Consider the following 13,780-nt stretch of genomic DNA (forward strand, 5'->3'; position numbering starts at 1 on the left):
CAGCAACTTAGGGTGATGTATCAGCAAGACGCGCCGGGCAAGACGAAACCCCGGCGATGTGGCCGAGGCCAGTGATCGTTCCGGGGTCTTCGCGGACAACGGTAGCAGAGGGGGATCGATGCAGGAAGCCGCGCTGGAACAGTTGATCACAGCCGATCGGCTCCGCTCCTACCGTCTCGCCACACGATCCCGGGCCGGCGCGCTCTCCCTCTACGAGTACGAGTGGAACATGCGAGCCTCCGCGTCGGTGATGGAACTCACCGGCGTCGTCGAGGTGTTCGTCCGGAACGCGCTCGACAGTGAGCTGCACCGACTCGCGCGGCGACGGCAGTGGAGCTCTTGGCTCGACGACCTCCCCCTGGACACCCGCGGTCGCGCTGACCTCGCGAAGGCGAGGATGCGCGCCAGCCGGAACGGTCGTCGCCCGGAGGTGCACGGACGAGTCGTCGCGGAACTGTCGTTCGGCTTCTGGAGGTACCTGGTCGAGTCGCGATACCTCACGACGCTGTGGACCCCGGCGCTGCATCGGTCGTTCCCTCTCGGCGACGGTGACCTCCTCGCACGCCAGCGCCGCGTCCGCGAGCGACTGCAGCAGCTGCACTTCGTCCGGAACCGCGCCGCACACCACGAACCGATCCATGCGCGCGACCTCGAGCGCGATCACGACTACGCCATCGAGCTCCTTGGCTGGATCAGCCCGGTCGCTGCCGAGTGGACAGCGGAGACCACGTCGCTCCGCGGTCCTCGCCACCCGACCCAGCCCCTGAGGTGCAGGATCGCAGGGGTGCGGCGCAACGCGGTGCCGCGGGGAGCGAGGGAGCATCCATGACCGGAGCGAGTGTCCTGTTCATCGGCGGCAGCGGCGTGATCAGCGCCGCGTGCGTCCGCGAAGCCGTCGAGCAGGGGTTCGACGTGACGGTGCTCAACCGGGGGACCACCGGGGGCAGGCCGATCCCAGAGGGTGTGACGCGCCTCCAGGCCGACGTCTCGGACCGCGCCGCCCTGGCGGAGGCGCTGGGCGACCGTCGGTGGGACGTCGTCATCAACTGGATCGCGTTCACACCCGACCAGGTGCAGGCCGACGTGGAGACCTTCGCCGGGAGGACGCGCCAGTACGTGTTCATCAGCTCGGCGTCGGCGTACCAGACCCCGGCGACCCACCTGCCGATCACGGAGTCGACGCCGTTGAAGAACCCGTACTGGCAGTACTCGCGCGACAAGATCGCGTGCGAGGAACTGCTGGTGCAGGCCTACCGCGACCAGGACTTCCCGGTCACCATCATCCGGCCGTCGCACACGTACGACGAGACGAAGCTCCCGCTGACCGGCGGCTGGACCGCGGTCGCCCGCATGCGCGCGGGCAAGCCGATCATCATCACGGGCGATGGCTCGTCGCTCTGGACGCTGACGAACAGCCGGGACTTCGCGGTCGGCTTCACGGGGCTGCTCGACAACGCCTCGGCGATCGGCGAGGCCTTCACGATCACGAGCGACGAGGCGCCGACCTGGAACCAGATCGCACAGGAGATCGCTGCGGCGGCGGGCGTCGACGACCTGCGGATCGTGCACGTGCCCGCGGACGCGATCAACGCGGTGGACCCGGAGTGGGGCGCGGCGCTGCTCGGCGACAAGGCGAACAGCTCGGTGTTCGACAACAGCAAGGTGCGCTCGCTCGTGCCGTGGTACCGGCCGCGGATCCCTTACCGGCAGGGCGTCCGCGAGGTGATCGCCTGGTACGAGGCGCACCCGGAGGAGCAGGTCGTCGACGAACGGCTCGACGGGCTGATGGACGAGCTCGCGGAGCGCTGGGCGGTCTGACGCGAGCTGCGGGGCGCGGGGCGCAGGCGCGCACAACCAAAGACACCCGGAACCGCGTGATCGCGCGGTTCCGGGTGTCTTTGGTTGTGCGGCGGCACAGCGGACAGACCCACCGGCCGGGAGGCACGGCGCGCGCCCGCCCCGTCAGCTGCGGGCGCGCAGGACCTCGCCGAGCACATCGATCGCGTGCCGCACCTCGTCGTCGGTGACGACGAGCGGCGGCGCGAAGCGGATCGTCGACCCGTGGGTGTCCTTCACGAGGACGCCGCGGTCGGCCATGTCGTGCGCGATCTCCTTGCCGGTCCCGAGCGCCGGGTCGATGTCGATCCCGGCCCAGAGCCCGGCCACGCGGTGCGTCACGACGCCCTGGCCGACGAGGTCGTCGAGCAGACCGCGGAGCAGCGGTTCGCCGTCGAGTGCCCGCTGCTGGAACGTGCCCTCGCCGAGCATCGCCACGACCTCGGAGCCGACGGCGGCCGCGAGCGGGTTCCCGCCGAACGTCGAGCCGTGCTCGCCCGGGCGCAGGACGCCCAGGACGTCGCGGCGACCGACCACGGCGGACACCGGGACGATCCCGCCGCCGAGCGCCTTGCCGAGCGTGATGAGGTCCGGCGTCACGCCGACGCGCTGCACCGCGAGGGTGTGCCCGGTGCGGCCGAGGCCGGACTGGATCTCGTCGGCGACGAGCAGGGCGCCGAACTCGTCGCAGACCTCGCGGACGGCGGGCAGGTACGACGCCGGCGGGATGACGACGCCGCCCTCGCCCTGGATCGGCTCGAGCAGCACGGCGACGACGGTCTCGTCCATCGCTGCTCGCAACGCCGCGGCATCGCCGTACGGCACCGTGCGGAACCCGGGCGTGAACGGCCCGAAGTCGTCACGGGCCGACGGGTCGTCCGAGAAGGAGACGATCGTGGTCGTGCGGCCGTGGAAGTTCCCGGACGCGACGATGATCGTGGCACGGTCGGCCGGGACGCCCTTCACGCGGTAGCCCCAGGCGCGGGAGACCTTGATCGCGGACTCGACGGCCTCGGCTCCGGTGTTCATCGGGAGCACCATGTCGGTGCCCGTCAGGTCGGCGAGGGCCGCGGCGAACGGTCCGAGCCGGTCGTTCACGAACGCGCGCGAGGTCAGCGTGACCCGGTCGAGCTGGGCCCGGGCGGCGCCGAGGAGGCGGGCGTTGCCGTGGCCGAAGTTCACCGCGGAGTACGCGGCGAGCCCGTCGAGGTAGCGCTTCCCGTCGACGTCCGTCACCCACGCCCCGTCACCCGACGCGATGACGACGGGCAGCGGGCTGTAGTTGTGGGCGAGGGAGCGGTCCTCGACGGCGAGCGCAGCAGCGGTGGCGGTGCCGGTCGCGGTGCTCATCAGGACCGCGCGACCGAGTTGCCGGTGCCGACCGGGTGCAGGTCGAGCGTGCAGCACTTCACGCCGCCACCGCCGAGCAGCAGCTCGGACAGGTCGACGCCGATCGGGTTGTAGCCCTTCTCCCGCAGCTGCTCCGCGAAGGTCGTGGCGCGCGACGCGATCACGACGTTGTAGCCGTCCGAGTACGAGTTCAGCCCGAGGATCGCGGCGTCCTCCTCGGTCGCGATGATCGCGTCCGGGAAGCGCTCGCGCAGGATCGCGAGCGAGGCGACGTCGAAGGCGCTCTCGAGGTAGGCGATGTTCGAGGTGCCGTCCGCCGCGGGCTCCGGGTCGAGCACCGCGATCGCCGTGTCGAGGTGGTAGAAGTTCGGGTTGATCAGCTTGAGCGTGACGACCTCGCGGCCGTAGATCGTCGCGAGCTCCTCGTGCGAGGTGCTGTCGGAGCGGAACCCGGTCCCGGCGAAGATGGTGTCCCCGATGAGCAGGAAGTCGCCCTCGCCCTCGTTCGTCTCCTCGGGCTCGGCCACGGTCAGGCCCGCGCTGCGGAACCAGTCCATGTACGCGGGGCCCTCGGGCTGGCGCTCGGGGTACTGGAACTTCGCGCCGTACGCGACACCGTCGAGCACGAACCCGCCGTTGGCCGCGTAGACCATGTCCGGCAGGCCCTCGATCGGCTCGATGTACGAGATGTCGAAGCCGAGCTGCTCGTAGACGTCGACGAGCGACTGCCACTGCTCGACGGCCTTCGACGTGTCGGTCGGCTCCTCGGGGTGCATCCACGGGTTGATCCGGTAGCTGACCGTGTAGTGGGTCGGCTTGCACATGAGGATCGTGCGCTTGGTGGCGACACGGGCCGGAGCGGCGAGGGATTCGGGAGCGGTGTTCGACATCAGTCCTCCTGGGGGACCGGGGCCCGAGCCTGCCAGGAACCACCACTGGACGAGTTGCAGAGCTCCGGCGAGATGCAGGCTCACTCGCCGTAGCGGACCAGGTCGACGCCGGTCCCGAGTCTTGCACACACCGTCCAGCAGGTGCAGTCCCCCACACTGCGGGGCAGTGGCACCCGTTCGGGTGACGCACGTTTCGTGCGCGGGACCCACCTGGCGTGCAAGAAGTCCGCGTAGCATTGGTGCAATGGATTCGCTCGACCACCGCATCCTGGATCAACTCCGGGAGAACGCCCGCGCCGGCTACGGCGACATCGGGTCGGTGGTCGGACTCTCGGCCTCCGCGGTGAAGCGTCGCGTCGACCGACTCGTCGCCGACGGGGTCATCCAGGGCTTCACGATCAAGGTCGACCCCGCCGTCGAGGACCGCGGCACTGAGGCCTGGGTCGAGCTCTACTGCCGCGGCACCGTCTCGCCCGACGAACTGCGTTCGCTGCTGGACAGCGTCCCCGAGGTCATCGACGCCGGCACCGTCACCGGCAGCGCCGACGCCGTCGTGCACATGCGCTCGCGCGACCTCCCCGCCCTCGAGGAGGCGCTCGACAGGGTGCGGCTCGCACCGCAGGTCGACCACACCCGCAGCGCCATCGTGCTGTCCAAGCTGGTCACCCGCGAATCCGCCTGACGACGGGGCGCCCCCGGCGCGTAGGTTCGCCCCTGTGGGACGGAAGACGACAGCCGGGAGGCGCGGCGTGCCTCCCGGACGGTCCGTGACGGCCCGTCGGATGGTCACCGCCGCGACCGCCGCGTACGTGGCCAACTGCCTCTGGGGCACGGCCGTGGCCGTGCGCCTCATCCGGACGAGGAAGCTCCGGGTCGTGCACCACGGCCTGTTCGTCGTCACCGCGACCCTGACCGGAGCGGCCGCGACGACACCCGTCTGGACCCGCGACCGCAGCGCGCTCTTCCTGCTCCCCGCGCTCGTCCCGCTCGCCGTCGCTCCACGCACGAACCCCCGCGCCGGAGCACACTGGAGAGTCGCGGTCGCCGCCGCACCGTCCTACCTGGGGGCGATGCTCGCGCGCCGACGACCAGAGAGGTAGCAGTGGAGCTCTTCGAAGCCATCCGACGCCGACGCACGACCAACGGGGCGTTCCTGCCCGACCCCGTGTCCGAGGAGCACCAGCGGCTGCTGATGGAACTCGCGGGGCGGGCACCGTCGCAGCTGAACAGCCAACCGTGGCGGTTCGTGCTCGTCGAGGAGCGGGCGACGATCGACCGGGTCGCGCAGATCAGCGGGTCGTCGATGACGCGGACGATGGCCGAGGGCACGTTCTTCGAGCGGTACAAGCCCTACTTCCGGTTCTCGCAGGCCGAGATGGACGAGCGGCGCGACGGGATGCTGTTCGACAAGCTCCCCGGACCGCTCAAGCCGTTCACGAAGCAGGTCTTCACGAAGCGCGGGCAGCTGCTCATGAACACCCTCCGCGTGCCGCAGACCCTCGGCGAGGAGAACCGGAAGCTCGTGGCCGGGTCGCCGCTGCTGCTCGGCGTGATGCTCGACCGGCACGAGTACCGGAAGGAGGAGCTGTCCGGCTTCTACTCGGTGTTCAGCATGGGCGCGGCGATGGAGAACATCTGGCTCGCCACCACCGAGCTCGGCCTCGGCATCCAGTTCGTGTCCTTCCCGATGGAGACACCGGGAGCGTGGGGGGAGATCGAGGGGCTGCTGCGGGTCCCCCCGTCCCTGGAGCTCATGGCCGTGTACCGGATCGGGTACCTGCCACCCGAGCGTCGACGTCCGGCGATCGACTGGACGTCGAGCGAACGGAAGCGGCCGTCGCAGTACGTCTTCCGGGGCACGTGCGACACCCCGCAGCAGGGGTGGGACGACGCCGCGCCCGCGGGCGGAGCGGACACCCGGTGACGGCGATCTCGGCGGTGGCCCCGCGGCTGCCGGGTCGCCCGTGGATCCAGCAGGACTGGCTCGACGTCGTCTTCGTGCACTGGCGGGTGGACGTCTCGGCGGTCGCCCCGCACCTCCCGGCCGGGGTCCGGCCCGACACGCTCGGTGCGGACGGTGTCGACGACGGCTCGACCACGTGGGTGGGCCTCATCGCGTTCCGGTTCACCGACACCGCGTTCCCGCCCGTCCGGGTCGGTCGCGTCGGGGACTTCGTCGAGGTGAACGTCCGCGTCTACACGGTCGACGACCAGGGCCGGCACGGCGTCGTGTTCCTCTCGCTCGACGCCGGGAAGCTCCTGCCGACCCTCGGCGCCCGGGTCGCGACGGCGCTGCCGTACTGGTGGGCGCACGCCGAGTTCCGCCGACCGGAGCCGGACCGGGCCGCGTACGCGATGCGCCGGCACGGTACCCACACGCGGTCGGTGGTGGACGTGCGGATCGGCTCCCGGATCGAGGAGCCGACCGCCCTCGAGACCTTCCTCACGGCACGCTGGGGCATGCACGTGCACCGGGCAGGCCGGACGCGGTTCTGGCCGAACGAGCACGAGACGTGGCCGCTGCACCGGGCGTCGGTCGTGCACCTGCGGGACGACCTCGTCGCGGCGGCCGGGCTGCCGTTCGCGTTGACGGAGCTCGAGCCGGACTCGGTGCTCTACGCGCCGGGGGTCACGACGCGGTTCGGTCTGGGGCGCTGAGGGGGCGGTCCGGAGGCGTGCGCTCGGCGACGGCGAACTGCACGACTGCCATCACGAGGGCGAGCGCTGCGAGGATCGCACCGGGACCGATCCACACCGCGGAGAGACGCTCCGGCAAGCCGTGGACAGTGAGTCCGGCGACGGACAGGACCGCGCACGAAACAGCGATGAAGACCGATGCCCAGGCCACGAGCAACCCGTCGATCCGGGGCACCGAGCGTGCGAAGCGGAACATCGTCGGGACCCAGCCGACGGCGCCGAAGAGCCAGCCGAACGGGAGGCCGATCACCAACGTCCCGATCGCGACGATCGAGGCCGTGGTCACGCCGACGGCCACCCGGACGACGTGCAGCCGCCACGAAGCCCGGAGGTCCTGGCCGTGGTACGCCGTCCGTCCGGCCACGGCCAGGGCGACCGCACCGGCTGCGACGACGACGGCACACGTCACGCACACGACCGCGCCGAGCACCTCGCCGAACCGCGTCCCGAGCAGCGCGATGAGAACGGCGAGCGCCACTAGGCAGACCGGGAGTGTCCAGACCTCGTGGATCCGCGTCGGGGTGTTCAGCACCCAGCCGGGCGGCGGCGCCTCCTCGACGGTGTCCTCTGCTCGGGTGTCCACCGGCCCATCATCCTCGTGGCCGTCCTCCCGCGCGCGGCACCGGGGGACACCGCGGCTGGGCGGGGAGCGGCACCACGCTCGGTAGAACGGATCAATGACACGTGTGGCTGTGGTGACCGGTGGTTCGGCGGGACTCGGACGGGCGACGGTGCGCGAGCTCGCCGCCCGGGGCTGGGACGTCGCGGTCCTCGCCCGCGGGAAGGACGGTGTCGACGCTGCGGTCGCCGAGGTCGAGGCAGCAGGACGCCGCGGGCTGGCGGTGCTCGTGGACGTCTCCGAGCGCGAGGCCGTCGAGGCCGCGGCCGACCGGGTCGAAGCCGAGCTCGGGCCGATCGACCTCTGGGTGAACGACGTGATGGTCGGCGTCTTCGGACGGTTCCTCGACACCGACCCCGACGACTTCGAACGGGCGCTCCACGTCACCTACCTGGGCTGCGTGAACGGCACCCGGGCGGCACTGTCCCGCATGGTCCCCCGCGATCGGGGCCAGGTGATCCAGGTCGGTTCGGCACTGGGCTTCCGCGGGATCCCCCTGCAGGCCGCGTACTGCGGCGCCAAGCACGCGATCGTCGGGTTCACCGAGTCGGTCGTGTCCGAGCTCGAGGAGCAGGGCAGCAAGGTCGCGATCTCCCGGGTCGACATGCCGGCACTCAACACGATCCAGTTCCAGTGGGTGAAGTCGAAGCTGCCGCACCAGGCGCAGCCCGTCGCGCCGATCTACCAGCCCGAGGTGGGCGCACGGGCGATCGCCACGACGGCCGAACGGCCCCGACGTCGCACGTGGGTGGGCGAGTCGACCGTCTACACGATCCTCGGCAACCGCATCAGCGGGCGGTTCGCCGACTGGTACGCCGCGAAGACCCTGGTGTCCGGGCAGCAGGCACCGCAGAAGGACGGCGCCGCACTCGGTGTCAACCTCCACGACCCGATCCCCGGTGACCACGGAGCACACGGCGTGTTCGACGACTCGGCGCACGCCTGGTCGCCGCAGACGTGGTGGGTCGAGCACCGCCGGCTCGGCAACGGCATCCTCGGCGCCGCAGTCGGTGCCGTCGGGGTCATCGCGCTCGCGGCGGGGCGTCGGAAGTGAGGACGGTCGAGGTCCTCCGGCTCGCGGTCGCCGGTGGCCACGCGGTCCGGCTCGTCGGCCGGCGCGGGACACCGGTGCTCGACGCGGTGCTCGCGGTGCGGCAGACGGCGCAGGCGGTGCTCGTGTCGCGGTCCGGTTCCCGGGACGCCCACACCGCGAGCGCCGTCGTGGACGTGCTGCACGGCGCGTCGATGATCCCGGTCGCGCTGCTCGGTGGTCGTCTGCGCGGGTTCGCGGCCGTGCAGGTGCTCCTCGCGACGGTCCTCACGGTCGCGGAGGTCGCCGCCGTCGGACACGGGCACGGTCGGCGCCACCGCTGACGGTCTGTCGGCGGTGGTCGGTACCGTCCCGCCATGAGCACGATCTACTCCGTCGCGTCGTCCCTCGACGGCTTCGTCGCCGCCCCCGGTGACGACCTCGACTGGCTCCTCCGGTTCGGGTTCGAGCCGTTCCAGGAGCACCACGACCGGTTCTTCGCCGACGTCGGCGTGCTCGTCATGGGAGCGACGACGTACGAGTGGTTGCTCGAGCACGACGACACGTGGGCGTACCCGGACCGCCCGACCTGGGTGTTCACGAGTCGCGAGCTCGCCGTCCCGTCCGGCGCGGACGTGCGGTTCGTCTCCGGCGACGTCACGGCGCACCAGGACGCGATCGTCGCGGCCGCCGCCGGTCGCGACGTCTGGGTGGTGGGCGGCGGGCTGCTCGCCGCCCAGTACCAGGAGGCCGGCCTCCTCGACGAACTACGCGTGACCGTCATGCCCGTCGCGCTCGGCGCGGGCACGCCGCTCCTGCCGGTCGCGGCCCCGACGTCCGTCTTCGACCTGGTCGACACGACGACGTTCGAGGGCGGTGCGGTCGAACTGCACCACCGTCGCGGACGCGACTGACGGGAGGCACGGGTCGCGTGACGCGCGCACGGCCCGCGGGAAGGGCGCCGGGACAGGCCGTCGGTCACGCGACGTGCGCGCGGAACGTGCGCAGGGCCTCCAGGCGGAGGGTCGCGTCACGCGACGTGCGCGCGGAACGTGCGCAGGGCCTCCAGTCGGGCCGCGTCGAGACCCGACCGTTCGACGAAGCGGTCGACGTCGAACCCGTCGACCGCAGCGCGGAACGCGCCCGCGACGGTCGTTCCGTGCTCCGCGCAGAGCGCCTCGATCTTCCCCTCCGGGAGCGGCACACCGATCGACTCGTACAAGGCGGGAGCGGTCTCGACGGTCACGAGGAAGTCGTCGACGACGGCGGAGGGCTCGACGCCCGCGATCGTGAGGAGCGCGAGGGCGACGATGCCGGTGCGGTCGCGGCCACCCGCACAGTGGAAGAGCACCCCGCCCGGGGGCGCGTCCGCGATCGCGGCGAGTGCACGGCCGGTGCGCTCGGGCAGTTCCGCGAGGTGCGGCCCGTAGTACAGCGGCGTCCCGACCAGCCCGGTCTCCCAGTAGGCCTCCCAGAACCCCGGGGCGTCGTCGAGCCCGTCGTGGTCGACGACCACCGTCCTGAGCCACTCCGGGCGGGGACCGGTGTCCTTCGCCCGCTCCGACGGTGCACGGAGGTCGACGACGGTCCGGATCCCGTCGTCGTGGAGCGTCCGCCAGCCCTCGGTGGTGACCCGGTCGACGCTCTCCGACCGGACGATCCTGCCGCGCGGGGTCGTCCCGCCGGCACGGAGCGGGAGTCCGCCGAGGTCTCGGGCGTTGAACAGGCCCTCGACGTGGAGCGTGCGGTCGTCAGACACGGAGCTCCTGGAAGTCGGGGTCGAGGTCGCCGAAGCGGTGCGCGGTGATCGACACGGACTGCTCGCGGAGGAACGGGAGCATCTCGATGACTCCGGACTCGACCACGGGTGCGTCGTGGATCGCGGTGTCCACGCTGACGCCGAGGGCTTCCTCGAGGGCGAGGGGGTCGCCGCCGAGCAGGCGGATGCGGCTCCCCGGGCCGCCGAACGCGGTGTGGCGCGGTCGGTCGTCCGGCTGGGAGAGCACCTGGTCGAGGGCGTCCTGCTGCTCGTCGTCGGGGTCGCTCCACCGCTGGTCGAACACTGCGCCGGACGCTGCCCGCGCGAGGAACTCCTCGTCGCTCTCGACCACGTGGTCGACGACGTCGAGCGGGGACCGGGAGGACGCGAGCAACTGCGTGAGCGGTCCGGGCAGCGGACGGGACGTGCTCAGCATGAGGTGAGCGCGGGCGGCGGTCGCAGCGGCGAGCACCCGGACGAGGTCGCCCGTCGCCGAGTCCTCCGCGTGCCGGACGATCACGGACTGCGGGCGGTAGCGGAGCACGTTGCGCTGCACGACGAGCCCGGAGCCGTCGTGCGAGCGGCCGTACCGTGACTCGCGGGCACGGACGTCGCTCAGGGCACCCGCACGGACCTGGTCGAACTCCTCGAACGACAGCCCGCTCCGTGCCGCCTCGATGAGGGCCGTCACCCGTGGCGGGAGTCCGTGCAGCTGGATGCTCTTGTGGACCGTCCGCTCGGTGCGCTCCCAGCGGCCGAGCGTCGCGACGTACAACGGCCCGCCGGCCTTGGTGCCGGTGCCGACCGACGACCGCTTCCAACCACCGAACGGCTGCCGACCGATGACCGCGCCGGTGATGCCCCGGTTGACGTACAGGTTGCCTGCCTGCACGGTGGCGAGCCAGTCCGCGACCTCGTCGACGTCGAGCGAGTGGATGCCCGCGGTGAGGCCGTAGTCGGTCCCGTTCTGGATCGCCACCGCCTGCTCGAGGGTCTCCGCCCGCACGATGCCGAGCACCGGGCCGAAGTACTCCGTCTGGTGGAAGTCGCTGCCGGGTCGGACGCCGTCGCGGATGCCGGGGGACCACAGCCGCCCGGAGTCGTCGAGGGGCTCCGGCTGCACGAGCCAGGACTCCCCCGGGCCGAGCTCGGTGAGTCCGGCGCGGAGCTTGCCCGTCGGCTCGGCGATCACCGGGCCCACCTGCGCGCTCGGGTCGTCCGGCCAGGCCACCCGCAGCGTCCGGGTGGCGTCCACGAGCTGGCGTCGGAAGCGCTCGCTCTCGCCGACGGAGCCGACGAGCACGACGAGCGACGCGGCGGAGCACTTCTGCCCGGCGTGCCCGAACGCCGACTGCACGACGTCCTGCACGGCGAGGTCGAGGTCGGCGCTCGGCGTCACGACGATCGCGTTCTTGCCGCTCGTCTCGGCGGTCAGCGGGAGGCCGGCGCGCCACCACCGGAAGGAGCGGGCGGTGTCGGCGCTGCCGGTCAGCAGCACGCGGTCGACCGCGGGGTGGGCGACGAGCTCGCGGCCCAGGGCGTCCTCGTCGAGGTCGACCAGCTGGAGGAGCGAGTGCGGGACCCCGGCGTCCCAGAGCACGTCGGCGAGGAGCGCACCGCACCGCTTGGCTTCGGGTGCGGGCTTGAGCACGACCCCGCTGCCCGCGGCGAGCGCGGCGAGCACCCCACCGGCAGGGATGGCGACCGGGAAGTTCCACGGCGGGACGACGACGGTCAGCCGGGGCGGGACGAACCGGGCGCCGTCCCCGTCGAGCGCGGCCAACTGTCGGGCGCTCTCGGCGTAGTGGTGGGCGGCGTCGACGGCCTCGGTCACTTCGACGTCGGCCTCACTGATGGTCTTGCCCGTCTCGGCGGCCATCACCTCGATGAGGTCGGCCCGTCGGGTCTCGAGTTCGTGCCCGATGAGGTCGAGGAGCTCGGCGCGGTCGGTCGGGTCCTGCCGTCCCCAGTTCACGCCGGCCTGGGCGGTCCGGGCGACGATCCGTTCGAGCGTCGACCGGTCGACGACCTTGGCCCCGCGGATGGTCTGCGCGCCCAGCTGGGACTTCGGGACACGTCGGAGGACGTCCAGCGCCCAGCTGCGGTTGGCGGCGATGGAGGGGTCGGTGTCGGGGGCGTTCCGGAAGGCGTCGCGGTGCTCGGGTTCGCCGAGCGGGCGACGGCGGTCCTGCGTGCGGTTCGTCGCGGGCACCGGCTGGTCGAGGGCGGCGACCGAGGCCAGGTACCGGCCGTGCTCGCGGTCGAAGACGCTGGCGTCGCGGTCGATGTCGAAGGCTCCGGAGATGAAGTTCTCGGGGCTCGCGCTCTCCTGCAGGCGTCGGGCGAGGTAGGCGATGGCGGAGTCGAACTCCTCCGGCTGCACGACGGGCGTGTAGAGCAGGATCCCGCCGACGTCGGCGCGCACCGCCTCGGCGTGCGTGGACGCCATGCCGAGCAGCATCTCGACGTCGACCGCGTCGGTGACCCCGCGGCGCTGTGCGAGCACCCACGCGGTGGCGAGGTCGAAGAGGTTGTGCCCGGCGACCCCGACCCGGACGGCGTCGGTGCGCTCGGGCGTCAGGGCGGTGTCGAGCATCCGGAGGTAGGCCGTGTCGGTCTCGCGCTTGCTGCCCCACGTCGCGAGCGGCCACTCGTGCAGGATCGCGTCGACGTGCTCCATCGCGAGGTTCGCACCCTTGACGAGCCGCACCTTGACCGGCGCTCCCCCTCGGGTGCGGCGTGCCTGTGCCCACGTGGTCAGCCGGTCGAGGGCCCCTGCGGCGTCGGGCAGGTACGCCTGCAGCACGATGCCGGCCTCGAGCCCCGCGAACTCGTCGCGGTCGAGCAGCGTCGTGAACACCGCGAGCGTGACGTCGAGGTCGCGGTACTCCTCCATGTCGAGGTTGATGAACTTCGCCGGGCGACCCTCGGCGAGCGGAGCGGCGGCGAGGCGGTACAGCGGGACGAGCCGGTCGACCACCCGCTCGACCGTCTGGTCGAACGCCCACGCCGACATCTGCGGCACGACCGAGCTCACCTTGATCGAGACGTAGTCGACGTCGTCGCGGGCGAGGAGGTCCGTCGTGCCCTGCAGCCGGCGGTCGCTCTCGGCCGTGCCGAGCACGGCCTCGCCGAGCAGGTTGACGTTGAGTCGGGTGCCCGCGCCGCCGACCTTCGCGAGCGCCGGACCGAGTTTCGCCGGGGTCGCGTCGATCACCAGGTGCCCGGTCATCCGACGCAGGATCCGCCGCGCGGTCGGGATCACGGCCCACGGCGCCATCGTCGCGAACCCGCCGCCGAGCGTGACCGCGCCGCGGAGGTACCAGGCGAGGAACTCGGGGACGTCCTGGCTGAGCTTCTCGAGGTTGCGGGCGGCGACCCTGGGGTCCTCCGGCCGGATCACCCGGTCGACGAAGCCGCGGGTGAAGTCCAGCCCCTGCTCGTCGCGGAGCACCCCCGCCAGCCGTGCCGCACCCGGGTCCGGCTTGATGCCCGCGGAGGCCGCCAGCCAGCGACGCACGAGGGCCACGGCGTCGTCGGTGCAGTCGGCGATGCTGGGGGTCGGCATGTCCCGATCGTATGCCGCCGCACCGACGCTC

General features: G+C 72.1%; 14 protein-coding genes. 9 read left to right on the top strand and 5 right to left on the bottom strand.

Annotated elements, in window-relative coordinates; genetic code table 11:
* The first annotated feature begins 118 nt into the window (after window positions 1-118).
* Together ACIPYW_RS04925 and ACIPYW_RS04930 are read left to right on the top strand one after the other, a co-directional pair.
* Window positions 119-829: a hypothetical protein gene (locus ACIPYW_RS04925; protein ID WP_400411281.1), complete on the top strand. Its 711-nt coding sequence runs from the start codon at window positions 119-121 to the stop codon at window positions 827-829.
* A complete protein-coding gene (locus ACIPYW_RS04930) occupies window positions 826-1,818 on the top strand; it encodes an NAD-dependent epimerase/dehydratase family protein (protein ID WP_400411283.1) in 993 nt (330 codons plus the stop codon). Before ACIPYW_RS04925 ends, ACIPYW_RS04930 begins: the two co-directional genes overlap by 4 nt.
* Window positions 1,819-1,962: 144 nt before the next feature.
* Here ACIPYW_RS04930 and rocD read toward each other — a convergent pair whose 3' ends face one another.
* On the bottom strand, window positions 1,963-3,186 hold the full coding sequence (gene rocD, locus ACIPYW_RS04935) for an ornithine--oxo-acid transaminase (RefSeq protein ID WP_400411286.1): 1,224 nt from the start codon (window positions 3,184-3,186) through the stop codon (window positions 1,963-1,965).
* Complete coding sequence (gene ddaH, locus ACIPYW_RS04940; protein WP_400411287.1) at window positions 3,186-4,076, bottom strand: dimethylargininase; 891 nt, start codon at window positions 4,074-4,076, stop codon at window positions 3,186-3,188. The genes rocD and ddaH overlap by 1 nt, the downstream gene beginning before the upstream one ends.
* Window positions 4,077-4,320: 244 nt before the next feature.
* Here ddaH and ACIPYW_RS04945 point away from each other — a divergent pair, with 244 nt between their 5' ends.
* From ACIPYW_RS04945 to ACIPYW_RS04960, 4 genes are all read left to right on the top strand, one after another.
* On the top strand, window positions 4,321-4,758 hold the full coding sequence (locus ACIPYW_RS04945) for an Lrp/AsnC family transcriptional regulator (protein ID WP_400411289.1): 438 nt from the start codon (window positions 4,321-4,323) through the stop codon (window positions 4,756-4,758).
* 100 nt (window positions 4,759-4,858) lie between these two features.
* Complete coding sequence (locus tag ACIPYW_RS04950; protein WP_400411292.1) at window positions 4,859-5,176, top strand: hypothetical protein; 318 nt, start codon at window positions 4,859-4,861, stop codon at window positions 5,174-5,176.
* A 2-nt stretch (window positions 5,177-5,178) separates the two neighbouring features.
* Complete coding sequence (locus ACIPYW_RS04955; RefSeq protein WP_400411294.1) at window positions 5,179-6,000, top strand: nitroreductase family protein; 822 nt, start codon at window positions 5,179-5,181, stop codon at window positions 5,998-6,000.
* The gene (locus ACIPYW_RS04960; RefSeq protein ID WP_400411297.1) at window positions 5,997-6,734 is read left to right on the top strand and encodes a YqjF family protein; all 738 of its coding nucleotides are present in this window, start codon (window positions 5,997-5,999) and stop codon (window positions 6,732-6,734) included. Before ACIPYW_RS04955 ends, ACIPYW_RS04960 begins: the two co-directional genes overlap by 4 nt.
* Here the strand turns inward: ACIPYW_RS04960 and ACIPYW_RS04965 are convergent.
* On the bottom strand, window positions 6,706-7,356 hold the full coding sequence (locus ACIPYW_RS04965) for a hypothetical protein (protein WP_400411300.1): 651 nt from the start codon (window positions 7,354-7,356) through the stop codon (window positions 6,706-6,708). The two genes, ACIPYW_RS04960 and ACIPYW_RS04965, sit on opposite strands and share 29 nt — an antisense overlap.
* Window positions 7,357-7,450: 94 nt before the next feature.
* Here ACIPYW_RS04965 and ACIPYW_RS04970 point away from each other — a divergent pair, with 94 nt between their 5' ends.
* From ACIPYW_RS04970 to ACIPYW_RS04980, 3 genes are read left to right on the top strand one after another with little or no spacing between them, the layout of a single operon-like run.
* The gene (locus ACIPYW_RS04970) at window positions 7,451-8,446 is read left to right on the top strand and encodes an SDR family oxidoreductase (protein WP_400411302.1); all 996 of its coding nucleotides are present in this window, start codon (window positions 7,451-7,453) and stop codon (window positions 8,444-8,446) included.
* Window positions 8,443-8,766 carry a hypothetical protein gene (locus ACIPYW_RS04975; RefSeq protein WP_400411305.1) on the top strand — a complete coding sequence of 108 codons (324 nt, stop codon included), beginning with the start codon at window positions 8,443-8,445 and terminating at the stop codon, window positions 8,764-8,766. The genes ACIPYW_RS04970 and ACIPYW_RS04975 overlap by 4 nt, the downstream gene beginning before the upstream one ends.
* 33 nt (window positions 8,767-8,799) lie before the next feature.
* Window positions 8,800-9,336: a dihydrofolate reductase family protein gene (locus ACIPYW_RS04980; protein WP_400411307.1), complete on the top strand. Its 537-nt coding sequence runs from the start codon at window positions 8,800-8,802 to the stop codon at window positions 9,334-9,336.
* 116 nt (window positions 9,337-9,452) lie between these two features.
* On the opposite strand, the gene ACIPYW_RS04985 is transcribed toward ACIPYW_RS04980, so the two are convergent.
* Together ACIPYW_RS04985 and ACIPYW_RS04990 are read right to left on the bottom strand one after the other, a co-directional pair.
* Window positions 9,453-10,181, bottom strand: a complete 729-nt coding sequence (locus tag ACIPYW_RS04985; RefSeq protein ID WP_400411310.1) for a tyrosine-protein phosphatase — start codon at window positions 10,179-10,181, stop codon at window positions 9,453-9,455.
* Window positions 10,174-13,749, bottom strand: coding sequence for a proline dehydrogenase family protein (locus ACIPYW_RS04990; protein WP_400411313.1), 3,576 nt, complete (start codon window positions 13,747-13,749; stop codon window positions 10,174-10,176). The genes ACIPYW_RS04985 and ACIPYW_RS04990 overlap by 8 nt, the downstream gene beginning before the upstream one ends.
* Between the last annotated feature and the right edge of the window lie 31 nt (window positions 13,750-13,780).

The sequence above is a fragment of the Curtobacterium sp. NPDC089689 genome (genome assembly GCF_044749145.1).
Classification (GTDB): Bacteria; Actinomycetota; Actinomycetes; order Actinomycetales; family Microbacteriaceae; genus Curtobacterium.